Here is a 20,434-nt window from a genome sequence, read left to right as displayed (position 1 = left end):
ATCGGACCCTGCCGTGACGCCGGCCGACGAGTACGCGATGCGGCTGGCCCTGGACCAGGCGCAGAACGCCTGGCTGTCGGGCGAGGTGCCTGTGGGCGCCGTGATCATGCGCAACGGGCAGGTCATTGCCACCGGCTACAACCGGCCGATCACCACGCACGATCCCACTGCGCATGCCGAGCTCGTCGCGCTGCGGCATGCAGCACAGCTGCTGGAGAACTACCGCCTGCCTGAGTGCGAGCTGTACGTGACGCTGGAGCCTTGCGCGATGTGTGCGATGGCCTTGATGCATGCCCGTTTCAAGCGGGTGGTGTTCGGCGCGGTCGACCCCAAGACCGGCGCTGCCGGCTCGGTGCTGAACCTCTTCGCCGAACCCCGGCTGAACCACCATACCGCGCTTCAAGGCGGGGTGATGGCCGAGGCCTGCGGCAATATCCTGCGCGAGTTCTTTGCCGAGCGTCGGGCGCAGCAGAAGGCTGAACGGGCCGCCGCGGTGGAAGAGCCGGCCGCCGAGTCGCCCGACGTGAACCCGAGCGACCCGATCCCGACCGGCTTCGCCATCGAACTGCCGATGGTCGAGCCGCCGCCCCACTCCTCCTGACGTCTTGACGATCGACCGAATGACCAGCCTGACCCTGTTCACCCCCGCGGGAGTGCTGCTGAAGGCGGCCCCGCTGCGCCTGGCCGCCAAACGGCTCGCCGCGATGGGCTTTGCCGTGACCATTGACGAAGCCGCGCTGGCCAAGCAGCAGCGCTTCGCTGGCAGCGACGAGCAGCGCCTGGAAGCGCTGCACCGGGTGGCCGCCGACGCCCCGTCGATCGCGATGGCCACGCGGGGCGGCTATGGCTTGAGCAGGCTGCTCGACCGGATCGACTGGAAGAAGCTCAAACGCAGCGTCGACCGCGGCACGCGGTGGGTCGGCTACAGCGACATGACGGCGCTCCAAATGGGGCTGCTTGCTCACGCCGGCGCGCCAACCTGGTGCGGCCCGCTGGCGGTGGACGACTTCGGCCGCGAGGTGCTCGACGACGTGACACCCGAGTGCTTTGCCGAGGCGATGAACGGCGAGCTTGAGGCCATCGGCTTTCGCACCGAGGCTGGCTTCGACGGTTTGCAGGCCAAGGGCGTGCTGTGGGGCGGCAACCTGACGGTGCTGACGTCATTGCTGGGCACGCCGCACTGGCCGCAGGTCAAAGGCGGGATCCTGTTCGTTGAAGACGTCAACGAGCATCCGTACCGGGTCGAGCGCATGCTGCTGCAACTGCACCAGGCTGGTGTGCTGGCACGCCAGAAGGCGGTGGTGCTGGGGGCGGTGAGCGACTGGAAGCCATCGCCGATGGACCGTGGCTACAACCTCAAATCCATGGTCGAGCACATTCGCTCCGTGACCAAGACACCGGTGCTGACCGGCCTGCCGTTCGGTCACGTCTGCACCAAGGTGACCATGCCGTTCGGGCGTGCTGTTACGTTGCTGGTCGACCAGCGCGATGCACTCATCGGCTGGTAAGTTCGTGGACTGGTGAAATTCGCTGCCCGCTTCTAATTTTGTTGAGAATGGCTCGCCAACAAGCGGGCTGGGCCTGCGAAAAACCCTAACTCGTGCCCGTAACACCCGGGCATAGAATCTGCACGAGTCGCCTCGCCGCATCTCCGGGCACAAGCCGGGGGTTGCCGCGGGCGGTTTTGTTTTTTGCCTTGCTGGTCGCGCCTATCCGTGCGACGACCCGCGCTTCTTTGGAGTAATCCGCATGGGCGGTGTGATCTCGGCACTGGGCCGCGCCTTGCCACGGCGGCGGCTGCTGTGGGTGGGGGGGCTGGCGCTGGCGGCGTTGGCTGGCTGTGACAACAGCCCTTGGCCCAAGGGTTCCGCCGAGTCGCAGCAGATCTACTCGGCCATGATCGAGAACACGCCGCGTCACCTGGACCCGACGGCTTCTTACTGGTCGAACGACACGCTCGTCACTTACCAGGTCTACGAGCCGCCCTATGGCTACCACTACCTGAAGCGGCCGTTCGAGCTGGTGCCGAAATCGGCCGAGAAGGTCGTTGCGCCCCAGTACTTCGACAAGAACGGGCAGCGCCTGCCCGACGACGCGCCGGGCGAGCAGGTGGCCGAGAGCGTGTACGAGGTGCCGATCAAGCGCGGCATCATGTTCCAGCCGCACCCGGCCTTCGCGAAAGACGAGCAGGGCCAGTACCGCTATCACCACATGAAGCCGGGCGAGGTGGGCGACCGCCGCTCGCCGATGCAGTTCGAGCAAGGCACCCGCGAACTGGTGGCCGACGACTTCGTCTACGCGCTCAAGCGCCACGCCACCACCCGCATCACGACGCCGATCTTCGGCATCTTCTCCGAATATGTCCTGGGCCTGAAGGACTACGGCGAAATGATCAGGAAGGAAGACGCCAAGCTGCGCCAGGGCATGGACCCGGCGAGCCTGGACAAGCCGTTCCTCGACTTCCGCAAGTGGCCGCTGGCCGGCGCCACGGCGCCCGACAAGCACACGCTGCGCATCCGCCTGCATGGCAAGTACCCGCAGTGGAAGTACTGGATGCAAATGACCTTCATGGCCCCGGTGCCGTGGGAGGCCGACGCGTTCTACGCCCAACCCGGCATGGCCGAGAACAGCCTGACGCTGGACAACTGGCCGGTGGGCACCGGCCCCTTCATGGTGACCGAGTTCGTCAAGGACCGGCGCATCGTGATGAAGAAGAACCCGAACTACCGCGGTGAGCCGTACCCCTGCGACGGCATGCCCGAAGACAAGGCCAAGGGACTGCTCGAGGACTGCGGCAAGAAGACGCCGTTCATCGACGGCATCATCGCCACGGTGGAGCGTGAGTCGACGCCGCAGAAGAACAAGTTCCGCGACGGTTACTACGACATGGAGGTGTTCGAGCGCACGGACACCGGCATCCAATACCTGGTCGAAGCCAATGACTCGGACGACGTGGCCGAAACCTATCGCAAGAAGGGCTTCACGTTCCCGAAGTACAGCGACGTCAACAGCTACTTCATCGCCTTCAACATGCTCGACCCCGTCATCGGCTGGGGCGACAACGAAGGCCAGCGCGAGCGCAACCGCAAGCTGCGCCAGGCGATCTCGATCGCGATCGACTGGGACGAATACTCCAAGGTCTTCCCGAAGAAGGCTGGCGCCACCGCGATGAGCCTGCTGCCCGAAGGCATCCCGGGCTCGCGCGAGGGCACTCCCGAGGGTGTCAACCCGATGACGCACAAGCTCGTCAATGGCAAGTACGTGCGCCGGCCGATCGAAGATGCCTACAAGCTGATGGAAGAGGCGGGATACCCGGACGGCCGCGAGGCCAAGTCCGGCAAGCCGCTGGTCGTCAACTACGACTTCTATGCGCCGCCTACGCCGGAACGCAAGCCCGAGATCGACTGGGTGGTCAAGCAGTTCGCCAAGCTGGGCATTCAGCTTGAGGTGCGTGCGACCGACAACAACCAATTCCAGGACAAGGTCCGCAAGGGCAAGCACCAAGTGTTCTGGCTGGGCTGGAACGCCGACTATCCGGATGCCGAGAACTTCCTGTTCCTGTTCTACGGTCCGAACTCGAAGAGCATCTCGGACGGCGAGAACACCGCCAACTACCAGAACCCCGAGTTCGACAAGCTGTTCGTGCAGCTGAAGATGATGGACGACGGCCCGGCAAAACAGGAGATCGTCGACAAGATGAACGACATCCTGCGTCGCGACGCGCCGCTCAGCTTCGGCTTCTACCCGTACGCCTCGGCGGCCGTGCAGAAGTGGGTCACCAACTCGAAGCCGGCGATTCTGGTGCGTGACCACGGTCGCTACCTGCGCTTGAACAGCGCCGAGCGGGCTGCGAGCCTGGCCGAATGGAACCGGCCGGTGTGGTGGCCGCTGACGCTGCTCGTCGCGGTGATTGCGGCGGGCGTGCTGATCGCCCGCAACAGTCTGCGCCGTCGCGAACGCATGAATGCGCGCGGCGAGATTCTGGCCTGATCCTGGTTTGCCCCAGCCCTAGAACATGCTTTCCTACACCTTGCGTCGTTTGCTCTACGGCGTGCTGATCCTGCTGGGCGTCAACCTGGCGACCTTCTTCCTGTTCTTCACCGTCAACACGCCGGACGACATGGCGCGTTTGAACATCGGCGGCAAGCGCGTCACGCAGGAGCTGATCGAGAAGTGGAAGACCGAACGCGGCTATGACAAGCCGCTGTACTGGAACGACAAGCAGGAGGGCAGCGACAAGCTGACCGAGACGATCTTCTGGGAACGTTCGGTCTCGCTGTTCACGCTGAACTTCGGCCGCGCCGACGCCGAGGCCGGCGGCGACCTTGGGCACGAGGTGGCCACGCGCATGTGGGTCAGCGTGCAGCTCGCGTTGCCCATCTTCCTGTTGCAGGTGATCGCAAGCACGGGCTTCGCCTTGCTGCTCGTGATGTTCAGACACACCAAGCTCGACTTATGGGGCGTGGTCTTGTGTGTGCTGATGCTGTCGATCTCGAGCCTGTTCTACATCATCGTCGGGCAGTACCTGTTCTCGCGCGTGTTCAAGCTGGTGCCGATCTCGGGCTATGCGCAGGGCCTGGACCTGGTCCGCTTCCTCATACTGCCGGTCATGCTGTCCGCCTTGGCGCGTCTGGGTACCGAGGCTCGCCTGTACCGTGCAATGTTCCTGGAGGAAATCGGCAAGGACTACGTGCGCACGGCGCGTGCCAAAGGCCTGAGCGAGTACGTCGTCCTGTTCCGGCATGTGTTGCGCAACGCGATGATCCCCATCATCACCAGCATGGGCGGTTATCTGCCCTACGTGTTCATGGGCAGCCTGGTGTTCGAAAGCTTCTTCGGCATCCCGGGCCTCGGTGCGTACGTCATCGAGGCGATCGGCAAGCAGGACTTCGCGATCGTCCGCACGATGGTGTTCGTGGGCTCCTTGCTCTACATCGCGACCTACATCCTGATCGACATCGCCTATTCCTGGGTCGACCCCCGGGTGCGCCTGGCCTGATCGCTGGCTGAAACGATAGAACACTGGAGTCTCGGTGATGCCGAAGTTTGTGATGTTGTGGACCGACGTGGCCGTCTGGCTGCTGATCGTTGCCATGGTGGCCTACGCTTGGACGGTGGTGCGCAAGCCGAATCTCGCCGCCAACTGGAGCAAGGTCTTCCGCAATGGGCCGGCCCTGGCCTCGTCCCTGGTCCTGTTGGCCTGCCTGCTGCTCACGCTCGCCGACAGCGTGCACTTCCGCTCGGTGCTGCCCGCGGCGGCAGGTGCCCCGGCGGGCAGCGCCGCCGTGTACGACACCCGGGTGCAGTCCATGCTGGATGCCGGGTTGCGCCAGGTGGTGCAGTCGCGTGAATCGACCTATTCGCGGCCCCTGGCTTATGTCGGGTTCACCAAGGAGTCGGCCGATGTGAACGGCAAGGTCGAGCGCGTTGCGCCGCGGCTGAAGTTCGGTGGTGCGCACCTGACCGATCCCGAGACGCAATGGGCCGGCGACATCACGAAGCGGGTCGTGATCGGCCTGCTGGGCGGTGCGCTGGTTGCGGCGCTGCTGAGCGCGTTGCTGATCGCCGTCGTGGCGCGCAGCCGCGGGGAGGGGTGGGGCGTTGCCTTTGGCAAGATGCGCCGCCGCGAGACGCCGGTGCCATGGATCGTCGCCTGTCGCACCCTGTTCGGATTGGGCCTGCCGATTGGCGTGCTGGTCTCGCTGATGGGCCATTACCACGTGTTCGGCACGGACATCACCGGCAACGACGTGATGTACCAGACGCTCAAGAGCATCCGCACCGCATTCGTTATCGGTACGCTCGCGACCCTCGCAACGTTGCCGTTGGCGGTGGTGCTTGGCATCATGGGCGGCTACCTGAAGGGCTGGGTCGATGAGCTGATCCAGTATCTCTACACGGTGCTGTCATCGATTCCGAACATCCTGCTGATCGCTGCCTGCGTGCTGATGGTGCAGGTCTTCCTGGACAAGCATCCGGAGCTGTTCGAGACCGGCGTTGAACGAGCCGACCTGAAGCTCTTCCTGCTGTGTGCGGTGCTGGGGCTGACCGGCTGGGCCAGCCTGTGTCGCCTGCTGCGCGGTGAGACGCTGAAGCTGCGTGAGCTGGAGTTCGTGCAGGCAGCCAATGCCTTCGGCGTGGGCCAGGCTCGCATCATGATGCGGCATATCTTCCCGAACGTGGTGCACCTGATCCTGATCGTCACGGTGCTCGATTTCTCGGCGCTGATCCTCTACGAGGCCGTGCTGTCGTACGTCGGTGTTGGGGTCGATCCGTCGATGAACAGCTTCGGCGGCATGATCAACTTCGCTCGCAACGAGATGAGCCGCGACCCGGTGGTGTGGTGGCCCTTCGCGTCGGCCTTCATCTTCATGGTGACGCTGGTGCTGTCGGCCAACCTGTTTGCCGACGGCGTGCGCGATGCGTTCGACCCGCGTGCCCGCGTGTTCCGCCCGCGCCCGATCACCCATCAAAAGAAGCCGGCTTGAGGGACGAATAGGCCATGCTGGAAATCAAGAACATCAAGGTCGAACTGGACGCTGAGCACGGTTTGGTGCGCGCCATCGACGGCATGCGGCTGACGCTGCAGCGCGGGGAAACCTTTGCGCTGGTCGGCGAATCAGGCTGCGGCAAGAGCATGACGGCGCTGGCGCTGATGCGCCTGTTGCCCGAGAACGGCTACATCGCGTCGGGCGACGTGTTGGTCGACCAGGAAGACGTACTCGCGCTGCCCGAGTCTCGGATGCGCGCGGTGCGCGGCGGTCGCATCGGCATGATCTTCCAGGAGCCATCGACCAGCCTGAATCCGGTCATGAAGATCGGAGACCAGATCGTCGAAGCGATCGAGGCCCACACACCGCTGCGTGGCGAAGCAGCCCGAGCAAAGGCCCTGGATTGGCTGCGCAAGGTCGGCATCCCCGAACCCGAGCGTCGCATCGACGACTACCCCTTCCGCATGAGCGGTGGCCAGAAGCAGCGGGTGATGATCGCGATGACGCTGGCTGGTGAGCCGGACTACATCATTGCCGATGAGCCCACCACGGCGCTCGACGTGACCATCCAGGCCCAGGTGCTGGATCTGCTGAAGCAACTGCAGGCCGAGCACGGCCTGGGATTGCTGCTGATCACCCACGACCTGGCGGTGGTGTCGGGCATGGCGCACCGCGTGGCGTTGATGTACGCCGGGCAGATCATCGAGGTGGCCACGGCGGAGGAGTTCTTCTCTGCGCCGAAACACCCCTATGCGAAGGCCCTGCTGCGTGCGCTGCCGGATTCGACACGTCGCGGTCAATCGCTCGCGGCCATCCCCGGCACCGTGCCGCCGCTGACCACGCAGTTCGAGGGCTGCCGCTTCGAGCCGCGCTGCTATTGCGCCGAGCCGGCTTGCAAGACGACTTTGCCGGAGCTGTACAGCCTCCCTGGTTCGCGTTCCGTGCGCTGCCTTCGTTATGCGCCAGGTCACGATGCCCAGGCCACCGAGGCCATCATCAATATCGTGCCTGCCGCGGCACCGATCCAGGCGGCCAAGGCAGCAACGGCTGGTGCCGCCCAGCCCCTGCTGCAGGTCGATCGATTGCGTGTTCGTTTCCCGATCCGCAAGGGTCTGCTGCAGCGCGTGCACGGTTACTTCGATGCCGTCGACGGCATCTCGTTCAAGGTCCAGGCGGGCCAGACCCTGGCGCTGGTTGGCGAATCGGGCTGCGGCAAGACGACGACCGGCAAAGCCATCGTCCAGTTGCTGCGCCATCAGGCAACCTTCGAAGGTCAGGCGCTGCTCGAGGGGCAAAACCTGTTTGATCTGCAAGGCGAGCCGCTGCAGAAGGCGCGACGCGACATTCAGATCATCTTCCAGGACCCGTTCGCCTCGCTGAACCCGCGGATGCGCGTGTTCGACATCCTCGAGGAAGGCCTGCTGTCGCTGCAGCCGGACATGAACGCCGACGCACGTCGCGAGTGCCTGCAACGCTTGGCCGACCAGGTCGGCCTGCGCCGGGATGCGCTGGACCGCTATCCGCACGAGTTTTCGGGTGGTCAGCGCCAGCGGATTGCGATTGCCCGCGCCTTGGCCGTGCAGCCCAAGCTCATTGTCTGTGACGAGCCCACGTCTGCGCTGGATGTGTCGGTGCAGGCGCAAATCCTGAACCTGCTGCGTGATCTGCAGCGCGAGCTCGGGGTGTCCTACCTCTTCATCACGCATAACATCGGCGTGGTCGAATACATCGCCGATGAAGTGGCCGTGATGCGCGCCGGTCGCATCGTGGAACAGGGCACCTGCGACGAGGTGATCAGCCGTCCTCGCGACGCCTACACGAAGAAGCTCATTGCCTCGGTGCCAAGGCTGGCAACCACCAATGCCTGACCTTGATGAGGGTTAACGCTAGTTCCCTCCGCCCCTCTCGATGAAGCAGTACGGCCTGGCGCTTCGGCGACCGGGCCGTGCCATTCTGGGGCTCGACCAAGCCTGTGTCGATTGACTAGACAAGTCATTCAGGGCGGTGGAATGTGCTGCGTAAACACAACAACCACCGCCGCAAAAACCGTTGTAGAGGGTTTCCCGCTAGCAGCCCTCCAAGATGGGTCAGTGACAATCCGTTCACATGTTTTCGACGTGGGTACATCCTGGCTTCACAAGACCGGCATGTGACTTGCTTCGTGACAGGGTCTATCGATCAACCTTCCCTTACTCAGGAGTGGTACGTATGTTCCAGAAAACAAGGCTCTGTACGAGCCTGCTGCTCGCCTTCGGTGGTGGCCTGCTGGCGACCAGCGCAAACCTCGCTTTCGCCCAAGAGGTTCAGCGTGTCGAAGTCACTGGCTCTTCCATCAAGCGTGTTGAAGCCGAAGGGGCGCTGCCCGTTCAAACCTTCTCGCAGGAAGACATCAAGAAGAGCGGTGTGACGACGGTCACTGACTTCATCCAGCAGCTGCCCGTGATGCAAGGTTTCACGGTTGCGGCCGATTCGGTTGGCGGTGGCGGCGGTGGTATCACGACCGCATCGATCCACGACCTCGGCGAGCAGTACACACTGGTTCTGCTGAATGGCCGTCGCGTGGCTCCGGCCACTTCCGGTACCACGATCGACCTGAACTCGATCCCGCTGGCCGCGATCGAGCGCATCGAAGTCCTGACCGATGGCGCCTCGGCCCTCTATGGCGCCGACGCCATTGCCGGCGTGGTCAACTTCATCCTGAAGCAGGGTGCTGCTCCGTTCGAGATCAGCGCGCGCTACAGCCAGCCCGAGCAGACTGGTGGCGATGGCTACAACCTGTCGATCAGCAAGGGTTTCGGCGACCTCGACGCGGACGGCTTCTCGATCTTCGCCTCGCTCAGCTACGATCGCCAGAAGCAGCTGAAGGCTGCCGATCGCGACTTCGCCAAGACCGGTATCATCAATTTCACCGACCAGCATGGCCGGAACCTGACGTTCTTCAACGGTTCGTCGCGGTCCGTTCCGCCCAACGTCGACGTCTTCTACTTCGGCGTCGACCCCGACACCGGGGAGCCCACCAACGAGCAGTACTCGTTCAACCCGTACCTGATGCAGAATGGCGACTGCCCGAAGGATCACGTTGTCGGTGGCGACCAGTGCATTTTCGACTACACGTCCACTGTCGAAATTTCACCGGAGCAAGAGCGCACGGGCTTCTTCGCCTCGGGCAAGCTGAAGCTGGGCAACTCCGGCTTCAACCTCTTTTCCGACGTTTCGTACACCAACGCGCACATCCTGGCCCGTATCGCACCGTACCCGGCCGAGTTTTCGCTGTCCCCGGACCACCCGTACTACGCGACGTACATCCGCCCCTACATCTCGGACGACATCGCCAATAACCTCGACGGCGACATCAACGTGAAGTATCGGTTGTATGACATGGGCAACCGTGCCTATGACTACGAGACCAACGCGACCCACGTGGTGGCCGGTGTCGAAGGTGCCCTGGGTTCTTGGGACTTCAACTCCGCGCTGACCTATTCGGCCCAAGAGCAACTGCAGAACTATGTGGGTGGTTTCCCGCTAGCCGACCGGTTCCAGGCAGCGATCGACGCGCAGGAGTTCGATCCGTTCCCCTACATTCTGGGCACCATGCCGGCTGACCAGTTGGAGGCGCTGAAGTCCACCCAGTGGACCGGCGTGTACAACACTATCGACATCAAGATGATGGGTGTGGATGCGCGTGCGCAGCGCGAGCTGTTCAAGCTGGGGGGGGGCAGCGCGTATCTGTCGTTGGGTGCCGACTGGCGCGAAACCAGCTTCAAGCAAACGGCGAACGACGAAGTCGCCAATGGTGAGATTCTGTTCGACGATCCCCAGGCGGAATACGACTGGAAGCGTCAGAACACCGGCGCGTTCGTTGAAGCGATCTTCCCGGTCACCAAGGAACTCGAGTTCGGGGCCAGCTTGCGCTACGACCAGATCAGCGGCGTGGAGGACGGCATCTCGAAAACCACCCGCGGTAGCACGGAATCTGCCACGACCTACAAGCTGAACGGCAAGTACAAGCCGACGAAGACAATGTTGGTTCGCGGCTCATACGGCACCGGTTTCCGCACAGGCACCATGCAAGAAATTGCTGGCGACCTCGTGGACTTCGGCGTGACTGGCGGTACCTACGCTTGCCCGTTTAGCCAAAGCTACGACCCGCTGGGTTACATCGCGGCCGGTGTGATCTGCGACGACCTGCAGAAGGAAGTCTTCCAGGGCGGCAACGCCGAACTGAAGCCTGAGAAGTCCACCCAATGGACCCTGGGTTTCGTGGTGGAGCCGTCGGCGACCACCGCCATCAGCATCGACTACTGGACGGTCAACGTCAAGGACGCCATCAGCTCGGTTAGCGAAGACCAGATTCTCAACAATCCCGAGACGTACCTGGATCTGTACACGATCAAGCACAAGGCTTCCAACGGCCGCGACTACGTCGCCATCAAGCTGGTGCCCTTCAACATCGGCAAGGTCGAGAATGAGGGTATCGACTGGAACTTCAAGTGGCGTGACAAAACTGATTTCGGCCGCTTGACGGCCGAAATCGGTGGCACGCACCTTGTCAAGTCGCGCTACACGCTGCCCGGTACCGATGATCAGTGGACCGATAGCATGAACAAGTGGGGCGTCAACAGCGCCGTGAGCTTCCGCAACGTCGTTCATGCTTCGGCAGGCCTGGGACATGGTGATTGGTCGCACACGCTGACGATGAACTATCGTGACGGGTACAAGGACATCCACCACGATGTCGACAACTGTGCAGTGGACGACGGCGTTGATTGCATCGACACCCAACTCGATGTTCGTGCCTACACGACCTGGGATTGGCAGACCACCTGGAATGCCATGAAGGGCCTGGCCCTGACCGCCGGTGTCAAGAACCTGCTGGACAACGACCCTCCGCTGTCCCTGCGTAATGTCGGTTCGCACCAACTGGGCTACGATCCTCGCTATGCAAGTGCCATGGGCCGCACGTTCTATGTGAGCGGTTCCTACAAGTTCTAACTTGAACTAGTAAATCTCCTGCGACGCGCCTCGGCGCGCTCAATGGCCGAACGGCGGCATCTCAAGGCATCTTGGGATGCCGCTTTCTCGTTGTGCGGCGCTTGGCGAATGCCAGACAGATTCGGCTGAACACCGCCCGGGCCGATCGAGGGATCGTAAGCGGCGCCTGACGGCCCTCTTGTAGCCGAGGCGGCGCCTGAGCACGATCGCGCGATCGTGCATGCCTTACGACGGTGTGCATCAAGCCTCGCTAATGCACATCATGACCATCGAAGCCCCTCGCCGCCGTCGTCGCGAACACAGCCCCAATCTCAAGCGCGAGCTCGTCGCGCGCAGCCTTGTGCCATGCGCGTCGGTCGCCGCCATCGCGCTGGAAGCCGGCATCAACGCCAACCTGTTGTTCACCTGGCGCCGCGCGCACTTGAAGGCGATGAAGGCGACGGCGCCTGCTGCGCAGGCGGTGCTGCTGCCGGTGGAGATCCAGAGCACGCAAGCGCCAGCGGTCGCCAGCCAGGGCCGCGCCACTGCCGGTGGCGCGATCGAAGTCGAGCTCAATGGCGCCCGAGTACGCCTGCGCGGGGTTCCCGACGAAGCCGCGCTGCGCTGCGTGCTGCAGGCCCTGCGGGCGCTCGCATGATCGGCCTGCCCTCTGGCACGCGAGTCTGGCTGGTGGCTGGTCACACCGACATGCGCAAGGGCTTCGACGGGCTGGCTGCGATGGTGCAGGCCGCCCTGCAGGCCAACCCCTTCTGCGGCCACGTGTTCGTCTTCCGCGGCCGCCGCGGCGACATCCTGAAGGTGCTGTGGTTCGATGGCCAGGGCCTGATGCTGTTGGCCAAGCGTTTGGAGCGCGGACGCTTCGTCTGGCCGCAGGCCGACACCGGCAGCGTGCTGCTCACGCCGGCGCAGCTGTCGATGCTGCTCGAAGGCATCGACTGGCGCATGCCAATGCGCACACACCGGAGCAGCTCGAGTACGTACCGGCGCACTTCAAGGTCATCCGTCATGTGCGTCCGAAGCTCGCCTGCGTGGCCTGTGAAGCGATCTTCCAGGCGGCCGCCCCGAGCCGTCCGATCGCACGCGGCATTGCCGGACCGGGGCTGCTCGCGCACGTCATGGTCTCGAAGTATTGCGACCATAGTGTGCCACGAACACGTGCACCTCCGTAGTTAGGAGGCGCTCGTGGTGCTTCATTGAAGATGAGGGCGGGCCCCTCGGAGTCGGCTTGCAGGAGCGGGCTCCAAACCACCTCAAGCTGCTGCGGTAAAGAGCCGTGGTGGTGAGCGTTGAGGCAAAAGGCGTGGCAGTGACCGCGTCAGGTGAGAACCAGAGAGACGAACGCAAGTGAACCGCTGTTGTGGTGCCGAAACGTATTCAGATGGCGTCGAAACCGGGCCAGAGTGGTTAGCCCGGGATGAAGGTCGAGGGAAGCCTGCCGACTGCTTGACCGGCGCCCGGCATGAAGGCGGCGTGACTCTGGTTCAGGCTTCAGTGAGGAACGTGGGAACCTGTCGTCCCGATGCCAAGGGAGAAGCTCAAGCGGACAGCCTCCGCAAGGGCGAGAGTACCGATGCGGGGCACAGGGACGGAGACGCTCGTAGTAGGGCTGAAGGCTCTGTAATGGAGCTGGACCGAAGGGGCGTCGTCGTTCGGCTTCGCCGCGTGCACAACCCGCAAGGGGATGACGCGCGTGGCTGAAGCAAAGTCGTTCGATATCGCCAAGCGCGAAGTGTGGGAGGCGTACAAGCGCGTCAAGGCCAACCGCGGTGCGGCTGGTGGCGACGGTGTCACGATCGCCATGTTCGAGCAGGATCTGAGCAAGAACCTGTACCGGATCTGGAATCGCATGGCCTCGGGCAGCTACTTCCCGCCGCCGGTCAAGCGCGTCGACATACCGAAGGGCGACGGCAAGACACGGCCGTTGGGCATTCCAACGGTGGCAGACCGAATTGCACAGATGGTTGTCCAGCGGCGGCTTGAGCCGTTGTTGGAGCCGGTGTTCCATGCAAACTCGTATGGCTACCGGCCAAGGCGCTCGGCACACGATGCCCTGCGTGTTGCGCGAACCCAGTGCTGGCGCCACGACTGGGTGCTCGATCTCGACATCAAGGGGTTCTTCGACAACATCGATCACGACCTCCTGATGAGGGCGGTGCGCCGACACACGGACTGCCGATGGGCGGTGCTCTACATCGAGCGCTGGCTCAAGGCGGACGTGTTGATGCCCGACGGCATGCTGATGACCAGGGACAAGGGAACGCCGCAAGGGGGTGTCATCAGCCCCTTGCTGGCCAACCTGTTCCTGCACTACGCCTTCGATCAATGGATGGTGCGGCACCACCCCAAGGTGCCGTTCGAGCGCTACGCGGATGACATCATCTGCCACTGCGACAGCCAGGGCGAAGCCGAGTCCTTGCGGACGGAGCTTCAAGAGCGCCTGGCCGCCTGTCGGCTGGAGTTGCATCCCGAGAAGACCCGTGTCGTGTACTGCGCCGACGCCAATCGGCGCGGTGGGCACGACGTCCGACGGTTCGACTTCCTGGGCTATACCTTCAAGCCCCGCAAGGCGATGAATCGGCGAGGGCGGCTGTTCACCAGCTTCTCGCCGGCTGTCGGTGACAAGGCGGGCAAGGCCATGCGCCACGAGATTCGTGGCTGGGGCCTGCAGCGGCTCAGCCGCTACGACCTGGGCGAACTGCTTGCGCGGATTCGGCCGGTGCTCGTGGGGTGGGTGCGCTACTACGGACTCTTCCATCCATCGACCTTGCAGAACGCCCTGAAGACGCTGGATACCCATCTGGTGCAATGGGCACAGCGCAAGTACAAGAAGTTGCGAGGGCACGTCACGCGTGCGTGGGCCTGGCTCAAGCAGTTGCGCCGGCGCGCGCCGAGGCTGTTCCCACATTGGCAAGAGGCGATCCATGCGACTGAACGATAGGAGCCGGATGAGCCGAGAGGTTCACGTCCGGTTCTGGGAGAGCGCGGGGGTGAGATTCCCCCGCGCCACTCACCTTCCTCTGTACCGCCAGAGCCGCATCTACGCACGCGAGGGCGTGGACATCGACCGCGCCACGATGGCCGGCTGGGTCGCACAGGTGCACGCGCTGCTGGCGCCGCTGGTGGCGGCCCTTGGCCGCTACGTCGTTCAAGGCACCAAGCTGCACGCCGACGACACGCCGGTGAAGGTGGTGCTCGCACCGGGCAACGGCAATACGCGCACCGGGCGGCTGTGGGAGTACGTGCGCGACGATCGGCCCGCCGCCGGCACGCAGCCCCCGGCAGCCTGGTATCGCTACAGCCCCGACCGTAAGGGCGAGCATCCCAGGGCTCACCTGAGCGGCTTCAGCGGCATCCTGCAGGCCGACGCCTATGGCGGCTGGGGCGCCCTGTACAGCAGTGGCGTGACCGAGGCGGCGTGCTGGGCCCATGCGCGCAGGCCTTGGTGGGAGGGATCTGTACGACCAGCATCGGGACGAACAAGGCTTGGCAGCCCAGGCGCTGCGAAGGATCCAGGCGCTGTACGCCATCGAGGCCGACACCCGAGGCCAGCCGCCGGACGTGCGACGCGAACAGCGACGGGCCCGCGCCGGCCCGCTGCTGCAGCAGTTCCACGACTGGCTGCACGCCGTGCTGACCAAGGTCTCCACGAAGTCGGAGTTGGCCAAGGCCGCTCGCTACAGCCTGGCGCGCTGGGCAGCGTTGACCCGCTACGTCGACGACGGACGCATCGAGATCGACAACTCGGCCGCCGAGCGCGCCATCCGCGGCATCGCGCTGGGCAGGGGCAACTACCTGTTCATGGGCTCGGACGAGGGCGGGCACCGCGCCGCCAGCATGTGCAGCCTGGTGGAGACGGCCAAGCTCAACGGACTGGATCCGCAGGCTTATCTGCGCGAAGTGCTCGAGCGCATCGCCGAGCATCCGATCAACCGTATCGACGAATTGCTACCGTGGAACATCGGCAGGCAGCAGCAGCCGCAGAGGATGGCTGCATGAGCACGCCCGGCATCGACCCGCGGCTGCTGGAGGTGCTCGGCCACGCCAACAGCCTGGAGCTGTTCCAGCTCAACAGCATCATCGAACGCATGCTGGCCGACCCCAGGCGCATCGTGCAGATCCGCAAGGACCTGCACCTGGGACAGACCGTGCGCTTCATGGACTGGCGCAACGGGCACATGCGCACAGGCAAGGTGCTGGCGATGAAGGACACGCAGGCGACGATCCACGAGCACGGCACGAGCAGTTCGTGGTCAGTGCCCTATGCGGCCATCGAGCCACCGGCGCCGACTGCCAAGCCGGCCGCCGACCCGGAGCCGCCGGCCCCGCCGCGACCCAGCCGCAACGACTTCCGCTGCGGAGAGAAGGTTGCCTTCGAGGACAAGTACCTCAACACCGTAGTGGGCACCATCGTGCGCATCAACCAGCGCACCGCCACTATTGATCCCGGCGACCAGACCACATGGCGCGTGGGCTTCCATCTGCTGCGGCACGTCGTGGACATCTGAGCGCCGTCGCCCTCGTCAAGAGGGTGGTGGCATGACGTTTACGAGGGATCGTAAGCGGTCAACTAACTACACGGTTGTACGAGCCGCGGTGATGTGGTGACGGCGGCGAGCTGAGAGGCGTGTTCAGGCGACCGTCAAGTTGATCCGCCAGGGCAGCAGCGCGGCGTAGTCGTCGGCGGTGGTGGCCTTGGGCAGCGCGATCAGCAATGTGCAGATAGCGGTAGCCATCGATGCCGTTGACCTGGCAGGTCTGCAGCAGCGAGTACAGGTTCGCACTGGCGTTGGCGCCGGCGACCGTATCGGCGAACAACCAGTTGCGACGTCCGACGCAGAAGGGACGGATCGCGTTCTCCTGGCCGTTGTTGTCGATGCTGAAGCGGCCGTCCTCGACGTAGCGCTTGAGCTTGGGCCACTGCGCAGCCAGGTAGTGCAACGCCTGGCCCAGCAGGCTCTTGGGCAGCACAGCGTGCCGGTTGGCCAGGAGCAATGCCTCGATTGCCGCGAGCACGGGGACGCTGAGCCTCTGGCGCCGCCGCCCGAGTTCGTGGACGTCGACTTCGTCGCGCCGGGCCTGGGCCTCGATGTGGTAGAGCTTACCGATCAGCTCGATGAAGCGGGCGGGCAGCTGCTCAGGCCCGCGCTGCGCCTTGGGCAGCGCCTGCAGCGCTTCGATGAAGTACCTCCTGCAATGGGTCCAACAACCCAGGTGCACGAGCTGGTGCTTCTCGGCGATAGCGTCATAGACCTCGTAGCCATCGGTCATCAATACCGTGCCCTGGCCGATGCCGGCGTACAGCTCCAGCGCGGTCTTCGTCGAGCGGCTGGGCGAGTAGGCGAACAGTCTGATCGGTGGCCCCCGGCCGTCCTTGCCTGAGCCATCGGTCATCTGCGCCCAGATGTAGCTCTTGGTCTGAGCACTGCGTCCGGGCTCCTTGAGCACCTGCATCTCGGTCTCGTCACCGAAGACCAGCGGCGAGTCCAGCAATTCGTCGCGCAGCAGGTTGACCACCGGCTGGCTGGCCTGACCCACTCGTACGATGCTGGCGGCCAGTGTGTTGCGCGAGATGTCGGTGCCGCCGAAGCGCCCCAACAGCGCCGCCTGCCGATACAGCGGCAACCCGTCGAGGTACTTGGATGTGGCGATCCAGGCCAGCGCGCTCTCGGTGAACAGCCCCTTGGGGATGACCTGTGCCGGCCGGGGCGCCAGACGGATCGTGCCGTCGCAGCAGGGACAGGCGTACTTCACCCGCTCATGACGGATCACGCGCACCTGCTGCGGCACGATGTCCAGCTGCTCGCTGGCCTGCACTCCAATCTCGCGCAGTGCGGCGCCGTCGTGCGGGCACACGCGCTCACCTTCGGGCAGTTCGTGCCGCACGACCTCGCGCGGCAGGGCCGGATCCAGCGGCTTGCGACCACGCTTGTTGCGCTTGTGCGCGGGCACGTCGACCTTGTCGTCGTCGGTCTCTTCGACCGCCGGCGCGGCGTGGGCACCTTCGAACTCGGCCTCGTTGAAGAACAGATCCTTCTGGTTCTGGCTGCTGGCTTCGCTGCTGGCCGAGAACAGCTGACGCTTGAATTGGTTCAACCGCTCTTGCAGCAGGTCTCGCTCAGCGCGCACAACGCGCAGTTCACCGGCCAACGAGTCCTTCTGCTGCAACGCATCGGCCTGCGCTTGCTGCAAAGCGGCGAACTCTTCGGGCGTGGGCATATGAACCATCGCTGCGCATTCTCGTCAGCGCAGCGGCTCGGTGGGGCGTCATCTTCGCATCGGTGGGTAACAGGGCCCACACCCGGCAACCAACCCATCCAGTGGGGACGTTTTCTACGCCACGCGCTCGTAGATCCGCTTCGGGTGCCGCTGCACCACGCCAATGTCGATGCCCTCGAGCAGCCAGTGCAATTGCTCGACGGTCAACGTCGGCACTGACACCTCGCTCGGCCAGACAAAGCGGTCTTCCTCCAGCCGCTTGAGCAGCAGCCAGAAGCCGTTGCGATCCCAGCCGAGGATCTTGACCCGGTTGCGCCGGCGATTGCTGAACACGTACACGCACGCGGCGAACGGGTCCAGACCGAGCGCCTGCTGCACCAGCGCGGCCAGGCCGTTGATGCTCAGCCGGAAGTCCACCGTGAGCGTCCAGCCACCCCATCTTGATCGTCCGATAGCGGCATAGGAGCCTCGTGTCCACTAAGACTACTGGTGGACACGTGAACGCTATCCTCGACCAACCTCCGGTGAGCCGCCGCAGACGGCGTACCCACAGCGACGAGTTCAAGGCCGATGCCGTAGCTGCATGCTCGCAGCCCGGCGTGTCGATGGCCGCCATCGCGTTGGCCCACGGCATCAATGCCAATCTGCTGCGTCGTTGGGTACGCGACGCAGAGGCTGCACCGCCGCTCAAGCCGACGACGACTGCAGCCGCGCCGCAGAAGGTCGCGCTGACTGCGCCGCTGGCATCGCCTTTCATCCCGGTGACGGTGCCGGCCGCCGACACCCCGGCGGTGCTACGGGTGGAGTTGCGCCGTGGCGCGACGTCGATCACCGTCGATTGGCCCGTGGACGCCGCGCCCGAGTGCGCGGCGTGGATGCGCGAGCTGCTTCGATGATTCGAATCGATGCGATGTGGCTGGCTGTCGACCCCATTGACATGCGCGCCGGCGCCGACCGGCTGCTGGCGCGCGTGGTCCGGGTCTTCGGCGCCGCGCAGGCGCACCATGGCTATCTCTTCGCGAACGCCCGAGGCACACGCATCAAGCTGCTCGTGCATGACGGCTTCGGCATCTGGTGTGCGGCACGCAGGCTCAACGCAGGCCGCTTTGCCTGGGTGCCTTCGACGGCCACGCAAGCATCGCTGTCGCTCACGCGTGCACAGTTCGACGCCTTGGTGCTGGGCCTGCCGTGGCAGCGCCTGCCCGAGATGAGCGTGATCACCAGGGCGTGAGCCGGACCGTCGGGTGCGTTGACAGCGCATTCGACGATGAGGCGCTTGGCGAGTTCTGGCACGATGCCGCGCATGCTCGGCACGCGTGATCTGACGGCACAGGATCTGCAGGGACTGCCCCCTGAAGCCGTCGCATTGATCGCGCAGCTACAGCAGCGCGTCAAGCTGCAGCAGCAACAACTCGCCGAACGTGACCAGGAACTCGCCCAGCGCCAGGCGCTGCTGCAGCGCAAGGACCGCGAACTCGCGCTGCGCGAGGCGAAGATCGAGAAGATCACCTTCGAGCTGGCACGGCTGAAGCGCTGGAGGTACGGCGCGAAGTCCGAGGCGATGAATGCCGACCAGCGGCGCCTGTTCGAGGAAACGCTCGCCGAAGACGAAGCGAGCCTGCGCGAGCAACTGGACAAGCTGCGCCAGGAAGCGGCTGCGGCCGATGCCTCGAGCAAGCCCAACCCGCCGCCGCGGCGCCCGCGTCGTCAGCCGCTGCCGGACCATCTGCGGCGCGTCGAGCACCGGCACGAGCCAGAAGACACCAACTGCCCGCAGGCCGGGTGCGGCCGTCCCATGACGCGCATTGGCGAAGACGTTAGCGAGCGGCTGGACATCGTGCCGGCCGAGTTCTTTGTCCATCGCCACATCTACGGCAAGTGGGCTTGCCGCTGCTGCCAGACGCTCAAGCAAGAGCCGGCAGTGCCGGAGGTAATCGATGGCGGTATCGCGGCCAGCGGGCTGGTGGCGCACACCCTGATCAGCCGCTTCGTCGACCACGTGCCGTACTACCGGCAGGAGACGATCAACGCACGAAGCCGTGTGCACACCCCGCGCTCGACACTGGCGTCGATCGCCGGCCAGGCCGGCGCGAGGCTGGAGCCGGTGTTCGAGGTGCACAAGCGCTTCGTACTGAGCTGCCGAGTCCTGCACGCCGACGAGACGCCGGTTGCTCTGCTCGATCCGGGCGCCGGCAAGACGCGTCGCGCCTACATCTGGGCATACGCCAGGAGCCTGCACGATCCCATCCCGGGCGTGGTCTACGACTTCTGCCTCGGACGCGGCGCGCAGTACCCAGTGGCCTTCCTCGGTGGCGACGAGAGGCTCGGTGAGCGACGATGGAGCGGGACACTGCTGACAGACCGCTACAGCGCCTACGACACGGTGGTCGATCCTCGTGTCCATCCAGACCGCGTCGATGCGGGATGTGCCGCGCATGCTCGGCGCAAGTTCGATGAGTTGGCGCGTGAGGGCAAGAACCCGCTGGCACTGGAGGCGATCCAGCGCTGGGCGCGGATCTACGCAGTGGAGTCCGAGCTCAAGGGACTGTGCGATGACGAGCGGCAAGCGCTTCGACAGCAGCTTGCCAAGCCACTATGGGACCAGCTCAAGCAGTGGCTCGAGATGGAGCGCCGACTTGTTGTCGACGGCGGCGCCACCGCGGGCGCCATCGACTACACGCTCAACCATTGGGCCGCGCTGACGCGGCACCTGGATGACGGTGCGGTCGCCATCG

General features: G+C 64.5%; 14 protein-coding genes and 4 pseudogenes. 16 read left to right on the top strand and 2 right to left on the bottom strand.

The window, feature by feature from the left end; translation table 11 throughout:
* The first annotated feature begins 37 nt into the window (after window positions 1-37).
* The 13 genes and pseudogenes from tadA to VFY73_RS11785 all read left to right on the top strand — a co-directional run bounded on the left by tadA (window position 38) and on the right by VFY73_RS11785 (window position 15,988).
* On the top strand, window positions 38-601 hold the full coding sequence (gene tadA, locus VFY73_RS11845; protein ID WP_414654448.1) for a tRNA adenosine(34) deaminase TadA: 564 nt from the start codon (window positions 38-40) through the stop codon (window positions 599-601).
* Between the two features lie 19 nt (window positions 602-620).
* Window positions 621-1,508, top strand: a complete 888-nt coding sequence (locus VFY73_RS11840; protein ID WP_329718895.1) for an LD-carboxypeptidase — start codon at window positions 621-623, stop codon at window positions 1,506-1,508.
* A 241-nt stretch (window positions 1,509-1,749) separates the two neighbouring features.
* Window positions 1,750-3,990: an ABC transporter substrate-binding protein gene (locus VFY73_RS11835; protein WP_329718893.1), complete on the top strand. Its 2,241-nt coding sequence runs from the start codon at window positions 1,750-1,752 to the stop codon at window positions 3,988-3,990.
* Between the two features lie 25 nt (window positions 3,991-4,015).
* Window positions 4,016-4,999 carry an ABC transporter permease gene (locus VFY73_RS11830; RefSeq protein WP_329718891.1) on the top strand — a complete coding sequence of 328 codons (984 nt, stop codon included), beginning with the start codon at window positions 4,016-4,018 and terminating at the stop codon, window positions 4,997-4,999.
* Between the two features lie 37 nt (window positions 5,000-5,036).
* The gene (locus VFY73_RS11825) at window positions 5,037-6,488 is read left to right on the top strand and encodes an ABC transporter permease (protein WP_329718889.1); all 1,452 of its coding nucleotides are present in this window, start codon (window positions 5,037-5,039) and stop codon (window positions 6,486-6,488) included.
* A gap of 14 nt (window positions 6,489-6,502) precedes the next feature.
* A complete protein-coding gene (locus tag VFY73_RS11820; RefSeq protein WP_329718887.1) occupies window positions 6,503-8,359 on the top strand; it encodes a dipeptide ABC transporter ATP-binding protein in 1,857 nt (618 codons plus the stop codon).
* A gap of 340 nt (window positions 8,360-8,699) precedes the next feature.
* Window positions 8,700-11,483: a TonB-dependent receptor gene (locus VFY73_RS11815; RefSeq protein WP_329718885.1), complete on the top strand. Its 2,784-nt coding sequence runs from the start codon at window positions 8,700-8,702 to the stop codon at window positions 11,481-11,483.
* A 262-nt stretch (window positions 11,484-11,745) separates the two neighbouring features.
* Window positions 11,746-12,120, top strand: a complete 375-nt coding sequence (gene tnpA, locus VFY73_RS11810) for an IS66-like element accessory protein TnpA (protein WP_329718883.1) — start codon at window positions 11,746-11,748, stop codon at window positions 12,118-12,120.
* Window positions 12,117-12,419: pseudogene (tnpB, locus tag VFY73_RS11805) on the top strand (IS66 family insertion sequence element accessory protein TnpB); the annotation flags it as partial. The gene tnpA (VFY73_RS11810) and the pseudogene tnpB (VFY73_RS11805), both read left to right, overlap by 4 nt.
* A 26-nt stretch (window positions 12,420-12,445) precedes the next feature.
* A pseudogene (locus VFY73_RS11800) lies at window positions 12,446-12,622 on the top strand (IS66 family transposase zinc-finger binding domain-containing protein); the annotation flags it as partial.
* A gap of 542 nt (window positions 12,623-13,164) precedes the next feature.
* Window positions 13,165-14,421, top strand: a complete 1,257-nt coding sequence (gene ltrA / locus VFY73_RS11795; RefSeq protein WP_349257111.1) for a group II intron reverse transcriptase/maturase — start codon at window positions 13,165-13,167, stop codon at window positions 14,419-14,421.
* Window positions 14,422-14,491: 70 nt separating this feature from the next.
* Window positions 14,492-15,479: pseudogene (tnpC, locus tag VFY73_RS11790) on the top strand (IS66 family transposase); the annotation flags it as partial.
* Window positions 15,476-15,988: a hypothetical protein gene (locus tag VFY73_RS11785; RefSeq protein ID WP_329718879.1), complete on the top strand. Its 513-nt coding sequence runs from the start codon at window positions 15,476-15,478 to the stop codon at window positions 15,986-15,988. The pseudogene tnpC (VFY73_RS11790) and the gene VFY73_RS11785, both read left to right, overlap by 4 nt.
* A gap of 123 nt (window positions 15,989-16,111) precedes the next feature.
* On the opposite strand, the pseudogene tnpC (VFY73_RS11780) reads toward VFY73_RS11785, so the two are convergent.
* Together tnpC (VFY73_RS11780) and tnpB (VFY73_RS11775) are read right to left on the bottom strand one after the other, a co-directional pair.
* Window positions 16,112-17,708: pseudogene (gene tnpC, locus VFY73_RS11780) on the bottom strand (IS66 family transposase).
* 105 nt (window positions 17,709-17,813) lie between these two features.
* Window positions 17,814-18,116, bottom strand: coding sequence for an IS66 family insertion sequence element accessory protein TnpB (gene tnpB / locus VFY73_RS11775; RefSeq protein WP_329718877.1), 303 nt, complete (start codon window positions 18,114-18,116; stop codon window positions 17,814-17,816).
* A gap of 107 nt (window positions 18,117-18,223) precedes the next feature.
* Here tnpB (VFY73_RS11775) and tnpA (VFY73_RS11770) point away from each other — a divergent pair, with 107 nt between their 5' ends.
* The 3 genes from tnpA (VFY73_RS11770) to tnpC (VFY73_RS11760) all read left to right on the top strand — a co-directional run.
* Window positions 18,224-18,595, top strand: coding sequence for an IS66-like element accessory protein TnpA (gene tnpA, locus VFY73_RS11770; protein ID WP_329718875.1), 372 nt, complete (start codon window positions 18,224-18,226; stop codon window positions 18,593-18,595).
* Window positions 18,592-18,930, top strand: a complete 339-nt coding sequence (gene tnpB, locus VFY73_RS11765; protein WP_329718873.1) for an IS66 family insertion sequence element accessory protein TnpB — start codon at window positions 18,592-18,594, stop codon at window positions 18,928-18,930. Before tnpA (VFY73_RS11770) ends, tnpB (VFY73_RS11765) begins: the two co-directional genes overlap by 4 nt.
* A gap of 45 nt (window positions 18,931-18,975) precedes the next feature.
* On the top strand, window positions 18,976-20,434 hold a 1,459-nt coding region (tnpC, locus tag VFY73_RS11760), incomplete at its 3' end, for an IS66 family transposase (RefSeq protein ID WP_329718871.1).

It is taken from the genome of Ideonella sp. (assembly GCF_036277275.1).
In the GTDB taxonomy this organism is placed as follows: Bacteria; Pseudomonadota; Gammaproteobacteria; order Burkholderiales; family Burkholderiaceae_C; genus Ideonella.
This window is presented reverse-complemented; position numbering and strand designations above follow the sequence as displayed.